Raw genomic sequence first — 22027 nt, 5'->3', positions numbered from 1 at the left:
TGATCAGATTCATATGCCGACACTCCACAATCTCGTCAAGGGCCCCGCTCCCGCGACCGGGACGTGGGCTTTCCAATGGACCCTGAGTATCGACGCAGATTCATCCTGTTGAGGTCAATAAAAGCGCGATTGACCGGGGGGGCGCGTCTTGAAACGACGGTGAACCCACAAATATTGCGCAGGTTGCTTGAGAATTTCGTGCTCGATGAAGCGGTTCATCTGCGTGGCATCGGCCTCGGCATCGGCGGTGGGGAAGTCGTGCAGGGCCGGCAGAAAGCGCACGCGCCAGCCCTGACCGCCGGGCAGGAGCTCGGCGATCACCGGTTGCACCACCATGTTGAGCATGCGCGCCATGCGTGACGGCGCGAGCAGCGTGGCGGCCGGCACGCCGAAGAAGGGCACGAAGGCGGCATCCTGCAGACCGAAGTCCATGTCGGGCAGGTTGAAAAAGCCGCGGCCTTCCTTGATGGCGCGCAGCAGGGGCTTGACCGAGTCGCTGCGCGGGAAGATCTGGGCGTCGCCAAAGCGCAGGCGGCCGCGCTTCATCAGCTTGTCCATCAAGGGGTGGCTTTGCGCCTGGTAGATGGACGCGCCGGGGCGCGACTGGCACAGCAGGATGGCCGCACCGGCGACGTCCAGCCCCACGAAGTGCGGGCACAGCCACATCGTGGCACGGCCTTCGGTCTGGTAGACCCGTTCGGCCAGTTCGATGTCGCCCTCGACCTGGATGAGGCGGCGGATGCGCGCGGGCGAGGCCCACCACAGCACGGCACGGTCGAGCAGGCTTTGCGTCAGCCACTGGAAGTGCTGCTTGAGCAGGGCCTCGCGCTCGGCCGCAGGCATGTCGGGGAAGCACAGCTCCAGGTTGCGCAGGCCCACTTTGCGGCGCGAGCCGGCCACGTGGTACAGCATGGATCCCAGGCGGTGGGCGAGGGCGGCCAGCCAGGGCAGGGGCAGCCAGTGCAGCAGCCACAGCAGGCCCAGGGCCAGACGCAGACCAATCTCCTTCATGCCTGCCCCTCCCCGCCGCTGGCCGAGGTCAGGATCTCGGCGCGTGGGCCCTTGTAGCGGTTGTATCCCCACAGGTACTGCTCGGGTGCGTGCATGATCATCTCTTCCATCAGCCGGTTCACGGCGGCGGCGGATTGTGCCGCATCGCCAGCGGCGAGCACTTGCTCGGTGTCAGGCGGCACGCGATCGGCGTGCACGATGTAGTCGCAGCCGTGGCGCCGGCGATCGCGCCAGTTCAGGCGCTCGCCGCGCAGCAGCACGACGGCGCAGCCGGTCTGGGCCACCAGCTTGGCGGCCATCGTCATCGTGTAGGCCTCGCGGCCGAAGAAGGGGGCCCACACGCCCATGCCTTCGGGCGGGACCTGATCGGGCAGCAGGCCCACGGTCTCGCCTTTCTTGAGCGCGCGCAGCATCTGCCGCACCCCGCTGAGGGTGGCGGGGCTGGTGAGCATGCCGGGGCGGTTGCGGGCGTTTTTCATCAGCTCGGCCAGCCAGGCCTGCTTGGCGGGGCGGTACAGCGCCGTGATGGGCTTGTGTGCGCCAAAGCGGTCGGCATAGGCCTGAGCCGTGATCTCGAAGCAGCCCAGGTGAGGGGTGAGCAGCAGCAGACCGCGGCCTTCGGCCAGGGCCGCATCGACCACCTCGGGGCGCACCCAGCGCACGCTGTTGCCCAGCGGCAGGTTGCGCGGGCGGCCCCACAGGCGGGGTGATTCGCTGACCATCTTGCCGGCATGGGCCACGGCCTGCCAGCGCTGCCAGCGGCTCAGCCCGGCCGCACGGGCGTGGGTGTTCAGGCGCTGCCGGTACGAGGGCGACAGGAGGTAAGCCAGCCAGCCCAGCAGGCTACCCAGGGGGTGCAGCACGGCCAGGGGCCAGCGGGACAGCATGAAAAACAGGCGGGCCATGAAACGGAGCTTGAGCCAGAACACAAAACCCTGATCTTCGCAGATCCCGAAGCTGCACGCGCCGGCGAGTTTGGCTACACTATGCAGATCGCCGAGTTAACAGGACAACTTGCGGGGCGATTCACAAATCCCGCTAAAGCGTTCGCCGCTGTGCACCCTTCCCAGTTTCACAGCCTTGGCGACGCCGAGGTCTATGTTTTTGAACTGGAGCACACAGCGTGTCGAACGACTATCTTTTCACTTCCGAATCCGTCTCTGAAGGCCACCCCGACAAGGTGGCTGACCAGATCTCGGATGCCATCCTCGACGCCATCCTGGCGCAGGATCCCCTCTCCCGCGTGGCCGCCGAGACCCTGACCAACACCGGTCTGGTGGTGCTGGCGGGTGAAATCACGACCCAGGCCAACGTCGACTACATTCAGGTCGCGCGCGACACCATCAAGCGCATTGGCTACGACAACACCGAGTACGGCATCGACTACAAGGGTTGCGCCGTGCTGGTCGCCTACGACAAGCAGTCCAACGATATCGCCCAGGGCGTGGACCGCGCCAGCGACGACTACCTGAACATTGGCGCTGGCGACCAGGGTCTGATGTTCGGCTACGCCTGCGACGAGACGCCCGAGCTGATGCCCGCGGCCATCTACTACGCCCACCGTCTGATGGAGCGTCAGGCCCAGCTGCGCAAGGACGGCCGCCTGCCCTTCCTGCGTCCGGACGCCAAGAGCCAGGTCACGCTGCGCTATGTGGACGGCAAGCCCGTGGGCATCGACACTGTGGTGCTGTCGACCCAGCACAGCCCCGACCAGTCCGAGACGTCGCACAAGATGAAGGACAGCTTCTACGAGGCTGTGCGCGAGGAGATCATCAAGCCGGTGCTGCCCAAGGAATGGCTGACGGCCGACACCAAGTATCTGATCAACCCGACCGGGCGTTTCGTCATCGGTGGCCCGCAGGGCGACAGCGGCCTGACCGGTCGCAAGATCATCGTCGACACCTACGGCGGCGCCTGCCCGCACGGCGGTGGTGCCTTCTCTGGCAAGGATCCCACCAAGGTGGACCGTTCGGCCGCCTACGCAGCCCGCTATGTGGCCAAGAACGTGGTGGCCGCCGGTTTGGCACGCAAGTGCCAGGTGCAGGTGGCCTACGCCATCGGCGTGGCCCGTCCGATGAACGTGACCATCAACACGGCCGGCACCGGTGTGATCCCGGACGAGCAGATCGCCAAGTTGGTGAATGCCCACTTCGACCTGCGCCCCAAGGGCATCATCCAGATGCTGGACCTGCTGCGCCCGATCTACCAGAAGACCGCGGCTTACGGCCACTTCGGCCGTGAGGAGCCCGAGTTCACGTGGGAGCGTACGGACAAGGCTCAGGTGTTGCGCGCAGAGGCTGGCCTGAAGGGCTGATCATCCCCGTGCACAATCCAAGGCCGCCTCGTGCGGCCTTTTGCTTGTCTGGAGACCCCGCATGAACGCACGCACCCACCTGTCGGAAGCCACTTGGCTGGCCCTCGTCGCGGCCGTGCTCGCCTGGTCCTGGATCGGGGCCTACGACCCCGGTGTCTGGGTCATGGAGGTGCTGCCGGTGTTCATCGCGGTGCCGGTGCTGGCCTTCACGCGGTCGCGCTTTCCGCTCACGCCTCTGGTCTACGCCCTGATCCTGGTCCACGCCATCATCCTGATGGTGGGCGGGCACTACACCTACGCCCGCGTGCCGCTGGGCTTCTGGCTGCAGGAGTGGTTCGATTTCAGCCGCAACCATTACGACCGCATCGGTCACCTGGCGCAGGGCTTCATTCCTGCCATGGTGGCACGCGAAATCTTGCTGCGCCAAACCCCGTTGAAGCCGGGCGGTTGGCTGTTCTTCCTGGTCACCAGTGTGTGCCTGGCCATCAGCGCCGCCTACGAGTTCATTGAATGGTGGGCCGCGCTGGCGCTGGGCGCCGGCGCCGACGAGTTCCTGGCCACCCAGGGCGACCCGTTCGACACCCAGGCCGACATGCTGATGGCCACGCTGGGCGCCATGCTGGCCCAGGCGCTGCTGGCGCGCTGGCACGACCGCCAATTGGCACCCCTGGCACGTCGGTGAAAGGTCGTTGACGCGTCGCGCCGGCGCTGAGTGGCTGGCCTGATGCGGGCGCGCTGCCCCCCGCACTGGTGCCGTGTCAGCCCCGTTGTGTGTCCGTCTGGAAGGCATTGACCGCTGCCGACAGCCGGTGCGCTTGCTCGGTGAGGCTGGCTGCTGCGGCCGTGGACTCTTCCACCAAGGCCGCGTTCTGTTGCGTCATCTGGTCGAGCTGACTCACGGCCTGGTTGATCTGGCCGATGCTGCTGCTTTGCTCGGCCGCCGAGGCTGAAATCTCGCTGATCACGCTGCTGACGCGCACCACGTCGTTGACGATCTCCTGCATGGTCTTGCCGGCGTCCTGCACCAGTTGCGAGCCCGACTCCACCTGGGTCACCGAGGCGCCGATCAGGCTCTTGATCTCGCGTGCGGCTTCGGCGCTGCGCTGCGCCAGCGTGCGCACCTCGCCGGCCACCACGGCAAACCCACGGCCCTGCTCGCCCGCCCGGGCGGCTTCCACGGCCGCGTTCAAGGCCAGGATGTTGGTCTGGAAGGCGATGCCGTCGATCACGCCGATGATGTCGCCGATCTTGCGCGAGGCCTGGGCGATGCCGTCCATGTTGTTCACCACCCGGTCCATGACCTCACCGCCGCGGCGCGCCGTGGCCGAGGCCTGCTCCACCAGGGCGTGCGCCTGTTGCGCGGCATTGGCCGACTCGTGGACGTTGCCCGTCAGCTCGATCATCGACGAGGCGGTTTCTTCCAGGTTGGCCGCCGTTTGCTCGGTACGGTTGGACAGGTCCTGGTTGCCCACCGCGATCTCGTTGGAGGCCGTGTAGATGCTGTCGGTGGTGTGTCGCACATCGCCCACCAGGCGGTTGAGCGAGCTGCTCAGCGTGCCCAGCGAGTTCAGCAACTGGCCGATTTCGTCGCTGGCTTGCGAGCTCACGTGCACGCGCAAGTCGCCCGCGGCCATCTGGGCGGCGGCGGCCACCGCGGTGTTCAGGGGGCGGCGGATGGAGCGGATCAGCAGCGCGGCGCTCAGAACCATCGTGCCCATCACGGCCAGGGCCATCACGCCCGCGATCAGCACCGTGCCACGGCGCGCCTCGCCAAACTGGTGGCGCAAGGCGGTGGCGGCCCGCGGCTGCATGGCCGAGAACTCGCGCAGGGCCTCGGTGTAGGCCTTCAGCGCCGTCTCGATCTGCTCGGGCTGGGCCAGGGCCTGGGTGAACTGCGCCTGTGCCGCATCAATGCGCGCGAGCTGGGCTCGGTCGGCTTCGTCCAGCGACAGGCCGTCCAGTTGCTGGCGGAGTGTCAGCAGCTTGGCCTGGCTCTGCTCGCGGGCCGCGGCCAGCGGATCGATGGCGCCGGGTGTGTGGCTCAGCACGGCAGCACGGTTCGCCTCGGCTTCACTCTGGCTGGCCCACTCCTGGGCGAGTGCCAGCTTGGTGTCCAGTTGCGCGAACGCCGCATCAAAGCGGGCCGTGAGCTTGGCCGTGCGCAGGCCCGAAAAGCCGACGATGAACACGTTGGCGACGATCAGGAAGATCACGCCCAGCCAGAGTTTGCGGGCGATGCCCAGGTTGTGAAGACGCATGCCGACGACCAGAAAAGGGGGCCAGGCCCCCGGGTGAATAAATGACACGCGCATGTTGCGCGCGAACGTCGATGTAATGAGTATGAGCTAGGGGTAACCCTGAGTAAAATGCCGCGCTTTGCGGTGATTTCGCGCAGCTCCCTTGAACGGTGCACGTTCATCGAACCTAAGATGGAATGATCCGCAGCGGCGCCTGCATCTTTGTCTCACCATGCTCCGAAAGATCCCCACCGATTCCCTGCGCGTTGGCATGCACGTTCACGAGGTGTGCGGCTCATGGCTGGATCACCCGTTCTGGCGTGGCTCTTTCAAGGTCACCGATGCAGCCCAGATTGGCCAGCTCGGCGCCATCCGCGAGGTGATCATCGACACCGACAAGGGGCGCGACGTGGACATGGCCGTGATGGACGACATCGAAGTGCCGTCCACCGATTTCGCTGACCTGCCCGAGCCACTGCCCACGGCCCCGGCGCCGCTGGCCCCACCGCCTCCGACGCCCCAGGAACGCGCCACCTTCCGCGAGGAGCTGGCCCGGGCCGGACGCGTGCTGGCCAAGTCGCGCGAGGCCATGCAGACGATGTTCCAGGACGCCCGCATGGGCAAGGCCCTCGACACCGAGCATTGCCTGCCGCTGGTGCGGGAGATCGCCGATTCGGTCGAGCGCAACCCCGGCGCCCTGGTCAGCCTGGCCCGCCTCAAGACGAGCGAGGCCTACACCTTCATGCACTCCGTGGCGGTGTGCGCGCTGATGGTGTCACTGGCCCGCCAGCTCAAGCTCAGCGAGGCCCAGGCGCGTGAAGCCGGCATGGCCGGTCTGGTGCACGACATGGGCAAGGCCCTGATGCCGCTGGAGGTGCTCAACAAGCCCGGCGCCCTCACGCAGGAAGAGTTCGCCATCATGAAGAGCCACCCCGAAGAGGGCTACAAGCTCCTCAAGGAAGGCGGCGCGGTGGGGCCGGTGGCGCTGGACGTGTGCCTGCACCACCATGAAAAGATCAACGGCCGAGGCTACCCCAAGGGACTCAAGGGCGACGAGATCAGCCTGTACGCCAAGATGGGCGCCGTGTGCGACGTCTACGACGCCATCACGTCCAACCGGCCCTACAAGGCTGGCTGGGACCCGGCCGATTCGCTCATGAAGATGGCGGCCTGGACCAAGGAAGGGCACTTTGACGAGCGCGTGTTCCAGGCCTTCGTCAAGAGCATCGGCATCTATCCGACCGGCTCGCTGGTCAAGCTGCAGTCCGGCCGCTTGGCCGTGGTGGTGGAGCAGGGCAGCGGCTCACTGCTCTCGCCCATCGTGCGCGTGTTTTTCTCGACCAAGTCCAACCAGCCCATCCCGGTCGAGCTGCTCGACCTGAGCAAGACCGTGGACCAGATCGTCTCGCGCGAGTCCAAGAGCCAATGGGGCTTCCAGAACCTCGATCAGCTCTGGAACCAGCCGGGCTGAACCCGGCGCCCCGCCTTCCGGCTCACTGGTTCGACAGGCTCAGGCCCGCGTGCTCGCGCAGCGGGTGGAAGTGCACTTGCGGATGGCGCTCGGCCGTCAGCCGCAGGTCGTAGGCCGAGGTCATCATGTAGGCCAGGGTGTCGGCCGCGTCCAGCGCCAGCTTGCTGGCATTCTCGTCGGTGAACTTTTTCAGGGCCGCCGGGGTGTCAGCCGTGATCCAGCGCGCGCCCACGAAGCGGCAAGGCATCAGGCGGATGTCGACGCTGTACTCGGCCTTCAGGCGGTGCTGCACCACTTCGAACTGCAGCTGACCCACGGCGCCCAGCAGCATGGAGCCGCCGACTTCGGGGCGGAACACCTGGATGGCCCCTTCTTCGCCCAGTTGCACCAGGCCCGCCTGCAGCTGCTTCGATTTCATCGGGTTGGCCAGCTCAACCGTCTGGAACAGCTCGGGCGCGAAAAAGGGCAGGCCGGTGTACTGCAGGTTGATGCCATCGGTGATGGTGTCGCCCAGCTGCACACCGCCGTGGGTGGTGAAGCCGATGATGTCGCCGGCAAAGGCCTCGTCCACCGCCTCGCGGCGCTGCGACAGGAAGGTCACCACCGAGGTGGGGCGCAGCTCCTTGCCCGAGCGCTGCACCTTGAGCTTCATGCCCGGGGTGTACTTGCCCGAACACACGCGCACGAAGGCGATGCGGTCGCGGTGTGACGGGTCCATATTGGCCTGCACCTTGAACACCACGCCGGAGAAGTTCTCCATGTCCGGGGCGATCTCCTTGTGCGAGCCGTCTTTCTCGGTGCTGAAACGCGGGCGCGGCGCGGGCGCCAGGTCCACCAGCGCGTCGAGCACCTCCTGCACCCCGAAGTTGTTCACGGCCGAGCCGAAGAACACCGGGGTCTGTTTGGCCGCCAGGAACAGCTCCAGGTCGAAGGCCGGGGCGGCTTCGGCCATCAACTCCATATTGGCCTCGGCCAGTTCCCATTCGTGACCAAAACGGGCGTGCAGCTTGTCGCGCTCACTCAGGGGCACGATCTCGTCGTCTTCGCCACGCTTGTCGGCGCCGGCGTCGAACAGGCGCATGCTTTGCGTGCGCAGGTTGACGATGCCGCCAAAAGCCTTGCCCTGACCCACGGGCCAGGTCATGGGCACGCAGGGCATGCCCAGCTCCTGTTCGACCTCATCGAGCAACTCGAGCGGGTCGCGGCCTTCGCGGTCCATCTTGTTCACAAACGTGATGATGGGCGTGTCGCGCTGGCGGCAGACCTCGATCAGGCGCTTGGTCTGGGTTTCCACACCGTTGGCCGCATCGATCACCATCAGCGCCGAGTCCACGGCGGTCAGCACGCGGTAGGTGTCTTCCGAGAAGTCCTTGTGGCCGGGGGTGTCAAGCAGGTTCACCACATGGTCGCGGTAGAGCATCTGCATCACGCTGGAGGCCACCGAGATGCCGCGCTGCTTTTCGATCTCCATCCAGTCCGACGTGGCATGGCGCGAGGCCTTGCGACCCTTGACGGCCCCGGCGATGTGGATGGCGCCCGAGAACAGCAGCAGCTTTTCCGTCAGCGTCGTTTTACCGGCGTCAGGGTGGGAAATGATCGCAAAGGTGCGACGGCGGCTGGTTTCTGGGGCAAAAACTGAGGTGGTCACGGCAAGCTGGCTCCGGCGAAGCCCGACATGCTAGCCGATTCGCTCCCGACGGTCATCCCTGGCGCTCACCCTCCCGGGGCGATGCCTAGCAACTGGCCGAGGGGTTCCGGGCGGTGAATCAGGTAGCCCTGGGCATAGTCCACCCCCAGGTCCAGCAGCTCCTGCAAGATGGGGTCGTTCTCGACGAACTCGCCCACGGTCTTCAGGCCCATGACCCGGGCCACGTCGCAGAAGCAGCGCACGGCGGCGCGGTCGAGCGGATCGTGCACCACGTCCTTGATGAACTGGCCGTCGATCTTGAGGTAGTCGACCTGCAGGGCCTTGAGGTAGCCGAAGGACGAGGAGCCCGAGCCGAAATCGTCGAGCGCCAGGCGCATGCCCAGGCGGCGCATGCCCTGGATGAAGCTGCCGGCTTCGGCCAGTTTGGTGATCGCGGCGGTTTCGGTGATCTCGAAGCACAGCTTGCTCAGGTCGACCGGCTGGCGCTCGATGAGCTCGAGCAGGTAGCGCTGGAAAGCCGGGTCGGCAATCGACTGACCCGAGAGGTTGACCGCCAGGGTGTGCACCGCCTCAAGCGCCGGGTGGCGCGAGGCCAGCAGGGCGAACACCTGGCGCACCGCCCAGCGGTCGATGCGCGAGGCCAGCTGGAAGCGTTCGGCGGCGGGCAGGAAGGCGCCTGGCGGAATGACGGCGCCATCGTCGTCTTGCAGGCGGATCAGCACCTCGCAGCGCAGCCCTTCGCCATTGGGGCGGATGGGAGCGATGCGCTGGGCGTACAGCACGAAGCGGTCTTCGTCCAGGGCCTGCTCCAGGCGTGTGGCCCATTGCATCTCGCCCTTGCGTGTCTGCATGGTCTGGTCGGTGTCGAACCACAGGTGCACGCGGTTGCGGCCCGCTTCCTTGGCCGCGTAGCAGGAGGTGTCGGCGGCCTGCATGATGGCGTCGGGGTGGCGCCAGCGCCGGTCCAGCGGCACCAGGCCGATGCTGGTGCCGATGCGAAATCGCCGGCCTTCGTGCACGAAGCGGAACTCCTCCATCTGGTCGCAGATCTTCTGTGCGACGCGCTCGGCCTGTTCGACCTCGCAGTGCTCCAGGATCACGCCGAACTCGTCGCCGCCCAGGCGCGCCAGGGTGTCGCGTGCGCGCACGCAGTTGTTGAGCAGTTCGGTGACCTGACGCAGCAGCTGGTCGCCCACCGCATGGCCACAGGCGTCGTTGACGAGCTTGAACTGGTCCAGGTCGATGTACATCAGCGCGTGCGCGCTGCCGCGCTGCAGGCTGTCGTTGAGGGCGCGCTGCAGACGGGCCTCGAACTCGCTGCGGTTGACCAGGCCGGTGAGCTCGTCGTGCGTGGCCCGAAAACGCATCTCGTGGCCCATGCGACGCTGCTCGGTCACATCGTGGAACACCAGCACCACGCCCAGGACCTGTCCCTGGGCGTCGCGGATGGGGGCGGCCGAATCCTCGATGCCGTAAGGCGTGCCGTCGCGCGAGATCAGCCGCGTGAGCCGGGTGGGCGGGTCGATCAGGTCGTCGCACAGGCTGCGACTGACCGGGCACATCTCCGGCTCGCCGGTGGCCTCGTCGACGATGTGGAACACCTCGCTCAAGGGCCGGCCACCCGCCTCGGCATTGTTCCAGCCGGTCATGCGCTCGGCCACGGGGTTGAGCCACTGCACCCGCCCGTGGGCGTCGGTGGTGATGACCGCGTCGCCGATCGAGTGCAGGGTCACCCGCAGCAGCTCGTGCTTCTCGGCCAGCTCGCGCTCCATGCGCTTGCGCTCGGTGATGTCGTAGTTGGTGCCCAGCATGCGCAGTGGGCGACCGTCTTCGTCGTAGAACACGGTGGCGCTGGCGTTGACATCGCGGATGCCGCCATCGCCGTGAACGATCCGGAAGTCGAAGTTCATGGGCCGCCCGGTGGCGACGGCGCGGGCCATTTCCTGCTCGCACATCGCCAGATCGTCGGGGTGCACGGTGCGGCGCCAGTCCTCGGCGCGTCCCTCAAACTGCTCGCGGCGCATGTCGAAGATCTGGAACATCATCTCGCTCCAGGTCAGGCGCTGGTGGACCAGGTCGAGCTCCCAGATGCCGATGCCGTTGGCCTGGGTGGCCAGGGCCAGGCGCTCCTGGTTGGTGCGCAGCGCCGCTTCCACGGCGTGCTTCTCGGTGACGTCCTCGAGGATGGCCAGCGAACGCAGCAGGCGCCCCTGTTCGTCCCGCTCCATGGTGGCCGACAGCAGCACGTCGATCAGGGTGCCGTCCTTGCGCACCATCTGGTACTCGATGTGCTCGCAGCGCCCATCGCGCAGGTAGCGGGGCAGGACCACATTGCGGGCGTAGGCATGTGATTCGGGCGTGAGGAAGTCGGCCGAATTGCGCCCGATCACCTCGCTGCGCTGGTAGCCCATCTTGGCCAGCCAGGTGTCGCTGACGGTGAGCAGGCGCCCCTGCGCATCGATCGAGTGCAGCATGGCCGGTGTCGACTCGTAGAGCGAGCGCAGGCGGGTCTGGCTGTCCTTGAGCGAGCGCTCGGTGAGCTTGCGCTCGGTGATGTCGCGGCCCACCGACTGCACCGCCCACACCCGCCCCTGGGCATCGCACAGGGGGTGGTGGGTCCAGCTGGTCCAGTGCGCGTCGCCCGCATCGTTGGGGTGGCGCACCTCGCTGCCCAGCACCAGGCCGTGGGCGCACACGGCGGCCACCTGGGAAACCACCGCTTCGCGGTCGGCGGCGGGCAGGTGCTCGTACAGGCTGGTGCCGATCAGGTCTTCGGCCGGGTGGCCCACGTGCGCGGCAAAGGCCGGGTTGACGAAGGTCAGGCGCCCTTGCGGGGTGGCCAGGCTGATCAGATCGGTCTGGCTCTCGACGATGGCGCGGTAGCACGCCAGTTCGGTCTTGGCACCGCCGGGGGCCAGCGCCTCGCTCGGCGCGGGCGCCAGCGCGGGGCCGAGCACCTGGGCCAGCGCACTGAACTGCGCCTGAGTGGCGGCGTCCAACTCGCGGGGCCGGGTGTCCATCACGCACAGGGTGCCCAGGGGCTGGCCGTCCGGGCCGGGTAGGGCCAGGCCGGCGTAAAAGCGGATGCCGGCCGGGCCACTGGCCAGCCAGTCGTCCTGCCAGGGCGGGGTGGCGGCCACATCGGGCACCACGAGCAGGCCCCGGTGGTTCAGCGTGGCGATGGTCCAGGCCAGGTGGGGCAGGGCGGCGCCGGATGCGTCCAGGCCGACGGGCTGGCCCAGATCCAGGCCCACTTGTGCCAGCAGATGCTGGCGCTGCGGTGTGACCCGGCTGAGGAGGGCGATCGGGGTCTGACACAGTGTGCAGGCCAGAGCCGCCAGCGCGGTGAGGCCCGCGTCAGGCACGACGGCCCCCGTACCCGAAGCCGGTGGCGCGGGTGCAGCGTCATGGGGTCGGTGCGCAGACATTGTCATGACGTGTCATGTTAGCCCTGTCGTCGAATGCCACCGTCGGTGTCTGCCCGCATGCCTCGGGTGTTTCGTGTCCAAATGTGCCTCCGTGGGCGTCAAGCGGGGTCAAAGCCCCTGCAAGCCGCCGACTTTCCCCTCAAAACAGCCCCACCGGGCCGAGGCTCGCTTTATACTGGCGGCCGCTTTCGAGGAGCGTTGCAAGGTCCACCTCCGGATCCCAGGCTCGAAAGACTTGACTTCTGCAACGGCGCTCACCCGCATGTGTCCCGCTGGGTGAGTGGTATCTCTCTGTGTCTTTTTGACCCCCGGTAGCGCACGGCGGCTTCTGAACGTTGAGGAGCTTTGTCCATGTCCGCTGTAAACACCAAACTGATCACCGAGCACAAGGGCGTGCCTTGCGCCATTGCCGACCTGTCGCTGGCCGCCTGGGGCCGCAAGGAACTGAAGATCGCCGAGAGCGAAATGCCCGCGCTGATGGCCATCCGCGAGGAATACGCCCCCAAGCAGATCCTCAAGGGCGCGCGCATCACCGGCTCGCTGCACATGACCATCCAGACTGGCGTGCTGGTCGAGACCCTGCAAGCCCTGGGCGCCGACGTGCGCTGGGCCTCGTGCAACATCTTTTCGACCCAGGACCATGCCGCTGCTGCCCTGGTCGAAGCCGGCACCCCGGTGTTCGCCTACAAGGGTGAGTCGCTGGAAGACTACTGGGACTACACCCACCGCATCTTCGACTTCGGCCCCAAGGGTTCGGAAGGCGAAGGCCCCAACATGATCCTGGACGACGGTGGTGACGCCACGCTGCTGATGCACCTGGGCAAGAAGGCCGAGACCGACCCGTCGGTGCTGGCCAACCCCGGCAGCGAAGAAGAGCGCATCCTGTTTGCCGCCATCAAGGCCAAGCTGGCCGAAGACGGCACCTGGTACAGCCGCAAGTCGGCCCAGATCATCGGCGTGACCGAAGAGACCACGACCGGTGTGCACCGTCTGAACGAAATGTCCGCCAAGGGCACCCTGATGTTCCGCGCCATCAACGTGAACGACTCGGTGACCAAGTCCAAGTTCGACAACCTGTACGGCTGCCGCGAATCGCTGGTCGACGGCATCAAGCGCGCCACCGACGTGATGATCGCCGGCAAGGTCGCCGTGGTGGCCGGCTACGGTGACGTGGGCAAGGGCTCGGCCCAGGCCCTGCGCGCCCTGAGCGCCCAGGTGTGGGTCACCGAAATCGACCCGATCAACGCCCTGCAGGCCGCCATGGAAGGCTACCGCGTGGTGACGATGGACTGGGCCGCCGACAAGGCCGACATCTTTGTGACCACCACCGGCAACCGCGACGTGATCACCTATGAGCACATGGCCGCGATGAAGAACAACGCCATCGTCTGCAACATCGGTCACTTCGACAACGAAATCCAGGTTGCCAAGCTGGAAGAGAAGTGCCAGTGGGAAGAGATCAAGCCCCAGGTCGACCACGTCATCTTCCCCGATGGCAAGCGCATCATCCTGCTGGCCAAGGGCCGTCTGGTGAACCTGGGCTGCGGTACGGGTCACCCCAGCTATGTGATGTCGTCGAGCTTCGCCAACCAGACCATCGCCCAGATCGAGCTGTTCGCCCACAGCGACGCCTACGACGTGGGCAAGGTCTATGTGCTGCCCAAGCACCTCGATGAAAAGGTGGCCCGCCTGCAGCTGACCACGCTCAACGCCCAGCTCACCGAGCTGACCGACGAGCAGGCCGCCTACATCGGTGTGCCGAAGCAGGGCCCTTACAAGCCCGACACGTATCGCTACTAACCACCCCCTACGGCCTTCGGCCGCCCCCTCAAGGGGGCAACCGCCAGCAGCCCGGCCAAGCCGGTTCTGCGGCGGTTAGCTGGATCTCTGGCGCCGAGGTTGTTTCACAGGATTCACCATGCCACGCGCAGACCAACTCATCGTTCAACAAGGGCACGCGCCCACCCGCTCGGCCGCTCATCGTTTGATTGATGCGCGGGCGGTGCAGTGGCTCGGCCCCAAGGGCTGGACCGTGCTGCGCAAGGCTGGCGAAGACCTGCCGGAAGACGCCCAGTTCCGCGTCACCAATGACGAGGAACTGCGCTGGGTGTCGCGCGCCGGGCTCAAGCTCGAAGGCGCGCTGCAACAGATCGACCTGGACGTGACGGGCATGACCTGCCTGGACATCGGCCAGAGCACCGGTGGCTTCACCGATGTGCTGCTGTCGCAGGGCGCCACGCGCGTCGTGGGCGTGGAAGTGGGCCATGGCCAGATCCACGAGAAGCTCAAGGCCGACGAGCGCGTGGTGGTGCTGGAGAACGTCAACGCCCGTGAGCTGGAAGACAGCCCGCTGCGCGAGCACGCCCCGACCGAAGGCTTTGACCTGATCGTGGCCGACCTGTCCTTCATCGCCCTGTCCAAGATCGTGCCCCACCTGGCGCCGTGGCTCAAGCCGGGTGGGCAGGTGCTGATGCTGATCAAGCCTCAGTTCGAAGTGGGCAAGGACCACGTGGGCAAGGGCGGTGTCGTCAAGGACCCGGCCCAGCACGCCCGCGCCCGTGACATGGTGCGCCGCGCCTGTACCGACCTGGGCTGGACGGTCCACAAGGGCTTTGCCAGCTCGATCGCCGGTGGCGACGGCAACCTCGAATTCTTCATCTGGGCGCAGTCGCCGCAGGCCTGATCATCCTCCTGACCGGCCCGGCGGGCTCAAGCGCCCACCTTGAAAGACAACACATGACGCAGTCATCCCCGAACTCCCTGCCGGTGAGCGTGGAGTTCTTCCCGCCCAAGACTCCGGAAGGGGTCGAGAAGCTGGCCGCCGTGCGCCAGCAGTTGTACGCGATCCGTCCCGAGTACTGCTCCGTCACCTACGGGGCCGGCGGCAGCACGCAAGACGGCACCATCCAGACGGTGCGCGCCATCCTCAGTGAAGGCTGCGATGCGGCGCCGCATTTCTCGTGCATCGGCGCGAGCAAGGCCAGCGTGCGCGAGCAACTCGCTCAGTTCAAGGCCGATGGCATCAAGCGCATCGTCGCCTTGCGCGGCGACCTGCCCAGCGGCTATGGCGGCTTCGGCGAGTTCCGTTACGCCAGCGACCTGGTGGCCTTCATCCGCGAGGAAACCGGCAGCCACTTCCAGATTGAAGTGGGCGCCTACCCCGAGATGCATCCGCAGGCGCGCAACCCGCAGGCTGACCTGCAGGCCTATGCCACCAAGGTCAAGGCCGGGGCCGATGTGGCCATCACCCAGTACTTCTTCAACAGCGACGCCTACTTCCGCTTCGTCGAAGAGGCCGAGGCGCTGGGCGCGGCCATCCCGGTCGTGCCGGGCATCATGCCCATCATCAACAGCAGCCAGTTGCTGCGTTTCTCGGATGCCTGTGGCGCCGAGGTGCCACGCTGGATCCGCACCCGCCTGGAAGGTTTTGGCGACGACAAGGCCTCCATCCAGGCCTTCGGGCTGGACGTGGTCACCGACCTGTGCGAGCAGCTGCGTGCCGGCGGCGTGCCGGGCCTGCACTTCTACACGATGAACCAGTCGGCGCCGGTGCTGGCGCTGTGCGAGCGTCTGGGTTTGATCCCGGCCTGATGATCGGGGCTCGTTCGCCAGGCTGAGTCACGGCTGCAAGGGCCGTGTCAACAGGGTGTGGCGCGCCGGCATCGGGTTTTCCTGATCTGGCGCAAACACCCTGAGCTTCTCAGGGTTGCTCCCTGCTTTCGCTGAACGGACTTGATGTGGCGCAAGTCTGGCGCGAGGGCCACTTGTTGCAATGTGTTCATGGCGGCGCCGAAGGTCGGTGTCGCAACGCTTCCCTGTCATCCAAAGGACTGCATCATGAACAAGACCCTCCGCGCTGTGGCCATCGCCGCTCTGTCTGTCGCCGCTCTGACCCCTGCGATGGCGCAGGAATCTCCCTGGCAGGTGCGTGTGCGTGCGGTGAATCTGGATCCGGCCAACAAGGATCAGACCACGCTGGGCGCGGACCTGAATGTGAATGCCAAGCTGATCCCTGAAGTGGACATCAGCTACTTCTTCACGCCCAACATCGCCGCTGAACTGATCCTGACCTACCCGCAAAAGCACAACATCAAGTCGGGTGACACCGTGATCGGTAGCCTGCGTCACCTGCCACCCACCCTGACGGTGCAGTACCACTTCATGCCCAACGACACGGCCATCCGTCCCTACGTCGGTGCGGGTGTGAACTACACCAACTTCTCCAGCGTGAACACCGTGGTGCCTGGTGTCAATCTGAAGCGCGGCAGCTGGGGCTGGGCGCTGCAAGCCGGCATGGACATTCCGCTGAACAAGCAATGGTCGATCAACCTGGACGTCAAGAAGGTACAGATCCACGCTGACGTGACCCACAACGGTGTCGGCGTGGGCACCCTCAAGGTCGACCCTCTGCTGATCGGCGTGGGCCTCGGCTATCGCTTCTGAGGCAGCTCACCGCGTGAGCCTGTCCAGGCTCCGCGCCCCGCAGGGCTCCCACTTGGGAGCCCTTTTGCATGGCAAAGCGCGATTCGGCGTCAAATGCCCCCAGGCACGCGGCCGCAACCTCCCTCGCATGGGGGGTGTTTAAGGGTGAACGCTAAAGGGCCATGAAGGCACTGCTTGCAAGATCGACACATCGGCGGTGAAAACCGCGTCGTCCACACACACCAATCAAGAGGTGATCGCATGCAAGCACGCTCTGCCATCCTGAAGTCCACTGTTTTGGCCGCCTTGCTGGCGACCAGCCTCTCGGCCGCGCAAGCCGCCAGCTTCACCGCCCCCACCTCGGCCGTGCTGTCGCTCGGTGGGTTGACGGGCATCTTGGGCTCGGCCACCTTCACCGGCCTCGGTGGCGCCAGCTTCGATGCCGCCACCAGCACCCTGACCTCGGCCTTCACCTCCGTGAACCTCAGCAACGGTTCGGCGTCCGACCTGATCGCTCTGACGAGCGCCAGCGACGGCCTCCGTCTGGCCTCCGGGGCTGACATCGTCGACATCACCGGTCTGAGCTACAACAACGCCACCAAGTCCTTGAGCGCGGTCGTGTCGATCAACGGTTCCCAGGCCTACAGCGGCGAGTTCCTCAAGGCGGCCTCCGCTTCCGTCTCTGAAACCTTCAACGCCACCTTGGGCACCGGCCTGCTGACCACGGGTGCCATGAAGCTGACCACGGCTGGCGCCACCCCGCTGCTGAACGCCTTCAATGCGGGCAGCTACATCGGTCTGGTCGGCTTGTTTGAGATTGGCAGCCTGAAAGTCGACGTGCTGTCTGCCGCTTCGGTCACCCCTGTGCCCGAGCCCTCCACCTACGCCCTGATGGGCCTGGGTCTGGTCGGCATCGGTTTCGCCGCGCGCCGTCGTCGCGCTTCCTGATTCACATCAGTTCTCTGCGTGGGCCCAGCCAGACCTGTGGTTTGGTGAGGTTTTCGGGGGCGCCCTCTGCGGCGCCCCACTTTTTTGTGACCGTTGCCCACGCCAGCAAGCCGGAACCCGCAGGAGTAGACTGGCGGATTGCATCCCGCATCTGCCTTTTTTCCGGAGTCGTTTCCATGTCGACCGCGCGTACCGCCGCTTCGCCCACCCCTCGCCGCACCGCCTCCACCCAGGCCAAGCCGGCGATCAAGGCCAAGGCCGGACCGCTGACGATTCAGGACTACCTGCAAAAGATCCTCACCAGCCGCGTCTACGACGTGGCGCTGGAAAGCTCGCTCGATCTGGCGCGTAACCTCTCGGCCCGTCTGGGCCACCAGGTCTATCTCAAGCGCGAAGACCAGCAGCCCGTGTTCAGCTTCAAGCTGCGCGGCGCCTACAACAAGATGGCCAAGCTCAGCCAGGCTGCCCGTGACAAGGGCGTGATCTGTGCGTCGGCGGGCAACCACGCTCAAGGTGTGGCCCTGGGCGCGCGCCGCCTGGGTTGCCAGGCCACCATCGTGATGCCGGTCACCACACCGCAGGTCAAGATCGACGCGGTGCGTCGCTTCGGCGGCGACCAGGTGCGCATCGTCCTGCACGGCGAAAGCTATTCCGATGCCGCCCAGCACGCCAAGGTGCTGGAAAAGAGCGAAGCCCTGACGTTCGTCCATCCCTTCGACGACCCCGAAGTGATTGCCGGCCAGGGTACCGTGGCCATGGAGATCCTGCGCCAGCATGCGGGTCCCATTGACGCGGTCTTCGTTGCCATCGGCGGCGGTGGCCTGATCAGCGGCGTGGCCGCCTACATCAAGGCCGTGCGCCCTGAGATCAAGGTGATCGGCGTGCAGATGAACGATTCGGACGCCATGGTGCGTTCGGTGCAGGCGGGCAAGCGCGTCACGCTGCACGACGTGGGCCTGTTCTCCGACGGCACCGCCGTCAAGCTGGTGGGTGAGGAGACCTTCCGCCTGGCCCGCGAATTGGTCGATGACTACGTCATTGTCAACACCGACGCGGTGTGCGCGGCCATCAAGGACATCTACGAAGACACCCGCTCCATCGTCGAGCCCGCCGGCGCGATGGGCGTGGCCGCGCTCAAGCAGTACGCGGCCCAGCATGGTGGCGAGGGCCAGACCTACATCGCCATCAACTGCGGCGCCAACATGAACTTCGACCGCCTGCGCTTTGTCGCCGAGCGCTCGGAAGTGGGCGAAGAGCGCGAGGCCCTGATGGCCGTGACGATCCCTGAAGAGCGCGGCTCCTTCAAGCGTTTCTGCGAGCTGATCGGCCCGCGCAGCGTCACGGAGTTCAACTACCGCATCTCCGACGAGAACGTCGCCCATGTGTTCGTGGGCCTGAGCACCAAGCGCAAGGGCGAATCGGCGCAGATTGCCGAGCAGTTCGAGGCCCAGGGCTTCCGCACCGTGGACCTGTCGGGCGACGAGCTGGCCAAGACCCACATCCGCCACATGGTGGGCGGGCGCTCGGCGCTGGCCGAGGGCGAGCGCCTGTACAGCTTCATCTTCCCGGAGCGTCCGGGTGCCTTGATGACCTTCCTGACCAGCCTGCCACCGGGCTGGAACATCAGCCTGTTCCATTACCGCAACCAGGGCGCCGACTATGGCCGCATCCTGGTGGGTTTGCAGGTGCCCAAGGGCGAGGCCAAGGCCATCAAGCCTTTCCTGTCAGGCCTGGGCTACGTCTACGTCGACGAGACGAACAACCCGGTTTACCGCCTGTTCCTGCGCTGAACCCGAGCCGGCTGGCTCAGTCGTCGGTGCGGGCGGCCTCTTCGGGGGGCTGGCGCGGCGCGGCGAGCCCGGGCAGAGCGGGCTGCGCGGGAAGCATGGCCGTGGTGCTCACGCCGGTAGGCGGCGGCAGGGCGCCGGTGGCCGGCGCCGGCAGGCTGGGCAGGGCCAGGGTGAGCGCGGCGGGACCCTCGGTGGGTCCGATCTGGGCACCACTGGCGTCGACGCGCTGCAGCACCATCGTGCCCTCGACCGTTTGCCCCACGCGCACCGCGCGCGCCGGTTGCCCATCGACCGACAAGAGCGCCACGCCACCGGTGCCGCTGGCATCACCCGAGGCGAAGGCACCTTGCAACTGGATGCGACCGGCCAGCGCCGACTGGGTGGCCGCATCGACCGCCTGAGGCGAGGCCGCGGCCGGTCCGCTCAAGAGGCGCCGGAAGTCCCCCTTGCTGCCGCTGTCCATCGAGACGGGGGTGGCGTTGGCCGGCACCGCGATGGGCTGGGCCAGCCAGCGCAGGCCCCAATAAGCCAGACTGGCCGCAACCGCGGCCCAAATGACGAGGGCGGACAGACGTGATGACATAGAGGGCCATTATGATGGGTCTTCCCCCTCCCCTGAGTGGCGGGTCGGGCCTTCAAACCTGGGGTTGATCCCACGGTGGTCGGGCCTGGCGGCCATGCATGCTCGGGGCATGCGGCGTGGGTGTCGCGCGGTGAGCGGGAACCTTTCTCGGACTGTTTCGGAATTTGTCATGAAGATGAGTGCGCGTATCCCCCAAGGGGCTCGGGCGCTGGCACGGGGCGTGCAGCGCGGTTTCACCCTGATCGAGTTGATGGTGGTGCTGGTGATCATCGGCCTGCTGGCCGCCTTGATCGTGCCCAATGTGATGGACCGGGCCGACGACGCCCGCGTGACCGCGGCTCGCACCGACGTCAGCAACCTGATGCAGGCACTCAAGCTCTACCGCCTGGACAACCAGCGTTACCCCACGGCCGAACAAGGCCTGCAGGCCCTGGTGGCCAAGCCCACGGCCGGCCCGATCCCGTCCAACTGGAAGCCCTATCTCGAGAAGCTGCCCAACGACCCCTGGGGCGCGCAGTACCAGTACGTGAACCCGGGCGTCAAGGGCGCGGTCGATGTCTTCAGTTTCGGTGCCGATGGCCAAAGCGGTGGTGAAGGCCGGGATGCGGACATCGGTTCCTGGCAGTAAGTCGCGCCTCGCCCGAGGCTTCACCTTGCTCGAGCTCATGGTGGTCGTCGCCATGATCGGCGTGGCCTCGGCCGTGGTGTCCTTTGCGCTGCCCGATCCGTCGAGCACGCGGCTTGAGCGCGAGGCGGCCCGTCTGATCGCCTTGCTGGAGTCGGCGCGCACGCAGGCGCGTGCCGGGGCCATGACGGTGCTGTGGGTGCCGCAGGCCAAAGGGCCTGACGCCGACTTCCAGTTCCTCGGATTGCCGCCGGCCTTGATGCCGCCGCTGCAGTGGCTCACGCCCGAGGTGCAGGCCGAGGTGGTGGACGGCCGCAGCATCGTGCTGGGCCCGGAGCCGGTGATCGGCGCGCAGAAGGTGGTCTTGCGCCTGGGTGAGCGTCAGCTGGTGGTGGGCACGCAGGGCCTGGGCCCATTCCAGGTGCTCACCGGTGAGCCCACGCTTGACGATGTGCCGCTGCTCGAAGGGATGGGCCGTGCTGCCACGCCGTGATGTCCGCGAGCCTCATGCTCAGCCTGTGCGCGGCATGACCCTCATCGAGGTGCTGGTGGCCCTGGCCATCGTCGCCATCACCCTATCGGCCGGCATCAAGGCCGCCGGCGGGCTGACGCTCAACGCCCAGCGCATGAGCGATCTGGTGCTGGCGCAGGGCTGCGCCGAAAACCAGATCACGGCCTTGAAACTGGGGCAGGTCTTCCCGGCGGTGGGCGACAGCGACTTCAGCTGCGCGCAACTGGGCCGCCAGCTGCCCGGCCGCATGACGGTGCGCCCGACGCCCAACCCCAATTTCCGCCGTGTGGATGCGCAGGTCTTCGATGAGGCCAAGCTGCCCATCGTCAAGCTGTCCACCGTCTTGCCGCGCGCCCGATGATGTCCCCGTCTGCCCGCCCCCAGTCCGGACCTCGCGGCCCGCGCCCGGCCCGTGGCTTCACCCTCATCGAGGTGCTGGTGTCGCTGCTGATCCTGTCGGTGCTGGCGGCCTCGGCCTGGAAGGGGCTGGACGCGATCAGCACGGCGCGCCAGGTGGCCGACGACAACCTGCAGCAGACGCTGCGCCTGCAGGCCGTGATGACCCAGTTCGAGACCGATCTGGCCCAGGTGCTCGACACCCAGGTGGTGCAGGGTTTTCAGTTTGACGGTGCCGCCTTGCGCATGACGCGGCGCAGCCCGGCCGGCGTGCAGGTGGTGGTGTGGTCGCTGCGCGAAGGCCGCTGGCAGCGCTGGGCCAGTGCCGAGTCCACCCAGGTCGGCGGCTTGCAACGTGCCTGGCAGCAGGCGCAGCAGTTGCTGGGGCGTGAGCGCGGCACCCTGGTGGCCTTGCGCGGGGTGTCGCAGTGGCAGGTTTTCTGTTTCCGCAACGGGGCCATGAGCAACTGCCAGTCTTCCGGTGACACGGTGCGGGGCTCGGCCGGGGCAGACGCGCTCAGCGGCCTGCGTGAACAGCTGCCGCAGGCCGTGCGCCTGCAACTGGTGCTGGGCGAGGGCAGCGGCTTTCAGGGCGCGCTCAGCCGCGACCTGATGCTGGCCCCCCAGCCCAGCCAGGATTGAG

General features: G+C 66.7%; 19 protein-coding genes and 1 riboswitch. Of the genes, 13 read left to right on the top strand and 6 right to left on the bottom strand.

Annotated elements, in window-relative coordinates:
• Positions 1-114: 114 nt before the first annotated feature.
• Both RBT42_RS05820 and RBT42_RS05815 read right to left on the bottom strand, forming a co-directional pair.
• Positions 115-1011: a lipid A biosynthesis acyltransferase gene (locus tag RBT42_RS05820; protein ID WP_320363028.1), complete on the bottom strand. Its 897-nt coding sequence runs from the start codon at positions 1009-1011 to the stop codon at positions 115-117.
• On the bottom strand, positions 1008-1916 hold the full coding sequence (locus tag RBT42_RS05815; RefSeq protein WP_320363026.1) for a lysophospholipid acyltransferase family protein: 909 nt from the start codon (positions 1914-1916) through the stop codon (positions 1008-1010). Before RBT42_RS05815 ends, RBT42_RS05820 begins: the two co-directional genes overlap by 4 nt.
• A 218-nt stretch (positions 1917-2134) precedes the next feature.
• Here RBT42_RS05815 and metK point away from each other — a divergent pair, with 218 nt between their 5' ends.
• Positions 2135-3325 carry a methionine adenosyltransferase gene (gene metK, locus RBT42_RS05810; protein WP_320363023.1) on the top strand — a complete coding sequence of 397 codons (1191 nt, stop codon included), beginning with the start codon at positions 2135-2137 and terminating at the stop codon, positions 3323-3325.
• Positions 3326-3386: 61 nt separating this feature from the next.
• Positions 3387-4007, top strand: coding sequence for a DUF2238 domain-containing protein (locus RBT42_RS05805; RefSeq protein ID WP_320363021.1), 621 nt, complete (start codon positions 3387-3389; stop codon positions 4005-4007).
• A gap of 76 nt (positions 4008-4083) precedes the next feature.
• Here RBT42_RS05805 and RBT42_RS05800 read toward each other — a convergent pair whose 3' ends face one another.
• Positions 4084-5583: a methyl-accepting chemotaxis protein gene (locus RBT42_RS05800; protein ID WP_320363019.1), complete on the bottom strand. Its 1500-nt coding sequence runs from the start codon at positions 5581-5583 to the stop codon at positions 4084-4086.
• Positions 5584-5794: 211 nt separating this feature from the next.
• On the opposite strand from RBT42_RS05800, the gene RBT42_RS05795 reads away from it, so the two are divergent.
• Positions 5795-7033: an HD-GYP domain-containing protein gene (locus RBT42_RS05795; protein ID WP_320363018.1), complete on the top strand. Its 1239-nt coding sequence runs from the start codon at positions 5795-5797 to the stop codon at positions 7031-7033.
• A gap of 22 nt (positions 7034-7055) precedes the next feature.
• On the opposite strand, the gene RBT42_RS05790 is transcribed toward RBT42_RS05795, so the two are convergent.
• Both RBT42_RS05790 and RBT42_RS05785 read right to left on the bottom strand, forming a co-directional pair.
• Complete coding sequence (locus tag RBT42_RS05790) at positions 7056-8681, bottom strand: peptide chain release factor 3 (protein WP_320363016.1); 1626 nt, start codon at positions 8679-8681, stop codon at positions 7056-7058.
• A 65-nt stretch (positions 8682-8746) separates the two neighbouring features.
• Positions 8747-12115, bottom strand: coding sequence for a PAS domain S-box protein (locus RBT42_RS05785; protein ID WP_320363014.1), 3369 nt, complete (start codon positions 12113-12115; stop codon positions 8747-8749).
• Between the two features lie 178 nt (positions 12116-12293).
• Positions 12294-12372: riboswitch (S-adenosyl-L-homocysteine riboswitch) on the top strand.
• 88 nt (positions 12373-12460) lie between these two features.
• Between RBT42_RS05785 and ahcY the strand changes: the two genes are divergently transcribed.
• The 6 genes from ahcY to ilvA all read left to right on the top strand — a co-directional run bounded on the left by ahcY (position 12461) and on the right by ilvA (position 19269).
• The gene (ahcY, locus tag RBT42_RS05780) at positions 12461-13909 is read left to right on the top strand and encodes an adenosylhomocysteinase (protein ID WP_320363013.1); all 1449 of its coding nucleotides are present in this window, start codon (positions 12461-12463) and stop codon (positions 13907-13909) included.
• A gap of 118 nt (positions 13910-14027) precedes the next feature.
• The gene (locus tag RBT42_RS05775) at positions 14028-14792 is read left to right on the top strand and encodes a TlyA family RNA methyltransferase (protein ID WP_320363011.1); all 765 of its coding nucleotides are present in this window, start codon (positions 14028-14030) and stop codon (positions 14790-14792) included.
• A gap of 53 nt (positions 14793-14845) precedes the next feature.
• Positions 14846-15700 carry a methylenetetrahydrofolate reductase [NAD(P)H] gene (gene metF / locus RBT42_RS05770; protein ID WP_320363009.1) on the top strand — a complete coding sequence of 285 codons (855 nt, stop codon included), beginning with the start codon at positions 14846-14848 and terminating at the stop codon, positions 15698-15700.
• 246 nt (positions 15701-15946) lie between these two features.
• A complete protein-coding gene (locus tag RBT42_RS05765) occupies positions 15947-16552 on the top strand; it encodes an OmpW/AlkL family protein (protein ID WP_320363007.1) in 606 nt (201 codons plus the stop codon).
• Positions 16553-16792: 240 nt separating this feature from the next.
• Positions 16793-17479, top strand: a complete 687-nt coding sequence (locus RBT42_RS05760) for a PEP-CTERM sorting domain-containing protein (protein WP_320363005.1) — start codon at positions 16793-16795, stop codon at positions 17477-17479.
• Positions 17480-17655: 176 nt separating this feature from the next.
• Positions 17656-19269 carry a threonine ammonia-lyase, biosynthetic gene (gene ilvA, locus RBT42_RS05755; protein ID WP_320363004.1) on the top strand — a complete coding sequence of 538 codons (1614 nt, stop codon included), beginning with the start codon at positions 17656-17658 and terminating at the stop codon, positions 19267-19269.
• Positions 19270-19285: 16 nt separating this feature from the next.
• Here the strand turns inward: ilvA and RBT42_RS05750 are convergent, their stop codons facing one another.
• The gene (locus tag RBT42_RS05750; RefSeq protein WP_320363002.1) at positions 19286-19852 is read right to left on the bottom strand and encodes a type II secretion system protein N; all 567 of its coding nucleotides are present in this window, start codon (positions 19850-19852) and stop codon (positions 19286-19288) included.
• Positions 19853-20021: 169 nt separating this feature from the next.
• Between RBT42_RS05750 and gspG the strand changes: the two genes are divergently transcribed.
• From gspG to RBT42_RS05730, 4 genes are read left to right on the top strand one after another with little or no spacing between them, the layout of a single operon-like run.
• Complete coding sequence (gene gspG / locus RBT42_RS05745; RefSeq protein ID WP_320363000.1) at positions 20022-20480, top strand: type II secretion system major pseudopilin GspG; 459 nt, start codon at positions 20022-20024, stop codon at positions 20478-20480.
• Positions 20407-20970, top strand: a complete 564-nt coding sequence (locus RBT42_RS05740) for a prepilin-type N-terminal cleavage/methylation domain-containing protein (RefSeq protein ID WP_320362997.1) — start codon at positions 20407-20409, stop codon at positions 20968-20970. Before gspG ends, RBT42_RS05740 begins: the two co-directional genes overlap by 74 nt.
• Entirely contained in the window at positions 20927-21349 is a 423-nt protein-coding gene (gene gspI, locus RBT42_RS05735) for a type II secretion system minor pseudopilin GspI (protein WP_413785859.1), read from the top strand. Before RBT42_RS05740 ends, gspI begins: the two co-directional genes overlap by 44 nt.
• Positions 21346-22026, top strand: a complete 681-nt coding sequence (locus tag RBT42_RS05730; RefSeq protein ID WP_320362993.1) for a type II secretion system protein J — start codon at positions 21346-21348, stop codon at positions 22024-22026. The genes gspI and RBT42_RS05730 overlap by 4 nt, the downstream gene beginning before the upstream one ends.
• Position 22027 lies beyond the last annotated feature (1 nt).

It is taken from the genome of Aquabacterium sp. (assembly GCF_034003525.1).
Taxonomy (GTDB): domain Bacteria; phylum Pseudomonadota; class Gammaproteobacteria; order Burkholderiales; family Burkholderiaceae_C; genus Aquabacterium.
The sequence above is the reverse complement of the archived record's forward strand: the minus strand, read 5'-3'. Positions and strand labels throughout refer to the sequence as shown.

What these genes read in the sequence shown, in the direction of transcription:
- RBT42_RS05820 (WP_320363028.1), bottom strand. Translation starts at nt 1,011, where the DNA reads ATGAAGGAGATTGGTCTGCGTCTGGCCCTGGGCCTGCTGTGGCTGCTG.
- RBT42_RS05815 (WP_320363026.1), bottom strand. Translation starts at nt 1,916, where the DNA reads ATGGCCCGCCTGTTTTTCATGCTGTCCCGCTGGCCCCTGGCCGTGCTG.
- RBT42_RS05805 (WP_320363021.1), top strand. Translation starts at nt 3,387, where the DNA reads ATGAACGCACGCACCCACCTGTCGGAAGCCACTTGGCTGGCCCTCGTC.
- RBT42_RS05800 (WP_320363019.1), bottom strand. Translation starts at nt 5,583, where the DNA reads ATGCGTCTTCACAACCTGGGCATCGCCCGCAAACTCTGGCTGGGCGTG.
- RBT42_RS05795 (WP_320363018.1), top strand. Translation starts at nt 5,795, where the DNA reads ATGCTCCGAAAGATCCCCACCGATTCCCTGCGCGTTGGCATGCACGTT.
- RBT42_RS05785 (WP_320363014.1), bottom strand. Translation starts at nt 12,115, where the DNA reads ATGACAATGTCTGCGCACCGACCCCATGACGCTGCACCCGCGCCACCG.
- ahcY (WP_320363013.1), top strand. Translation starts at nt 12,461, where the DNA reads ATGTCCGCTGTAAACACCAAACTGATCACCGAGCACAAGGGCGTGCCT.
- RBT42_RS05775 (WP_320363011.1), top strand. Translation starts at nt 14,028, where the DNA reads ATGCCACGCGCAGACCAACTCATCGTTCAACAAGGGCACGCGCCCACC.
- metF (WP_320363009.1), top strand. Translation starts at nt 14,846, where the DNA reads ATGACGCAGTCATCCCCGAACTCCCTGCCGGTGAGCGTGGAGTTCTTC.
- RBT42_RS05765 (WP_320363007.1), top strand. Translation starts at nt 15,947, where the DNA reads ATGAACAAGACCCTCCGCGCTGTGGCCATCGCCGCTCTGTCTGTCGCC.
- RBT42_RS05760 (WP_320363005.1), top strand. Translation starts at nt 16,793, where the DNA reads ATGCAAGCACGCTCTGCCATCCTGAAGTCCACTGTTTTGGCCGCCTTG.
- ilvA (WP_320363004.1), top strand. Translation starts at nt 17,656, where the DNA reads ATGTCGACCGCGCGTACCGCCGCTTCGCCCACCCCTCGCCGCACCGCC.
- RBT42_RS05750 (WP_320363002.1), bottom strand. Translation starts at nt 19,852, where the DNA reads ATGTCATCACGTCTGTCCGCCCTCGTCATTTGGGCCGCGGTTGCGGCC.
- gspG (WP_320363000.1), top strand. Translation starts at nt 20,022, where the DNA reads ATGAAGATGAGTGCGCGTATCCCCCAAGGGGCTCGGGCGCTGGCACGG.
- RBT42_RS05740 (WP_320362997.1), top strand. Translation starts at nt 20,407, where the DNA reads ATGTCTTCAGTTTCGGTGCCGATGGCCAAAGCGGTGGTGAAGGCCGGG.
- gspI (WP_413785859.1), top strand. Translation starts at nt 20,927, where the DNA reads ATGTGCCGCTGCTCGAAGGGATGGGCCGTGCTGCCACGCCGTGATGTC.
- RBT42_RS05730 (WP_320362993.1), top strand. Translation starts at nt 21,346, where the DNA reads ATGATGTCCCCGTCTGCCCGCCCCCAGTCCGGACCTCGCGGCCCGCGC.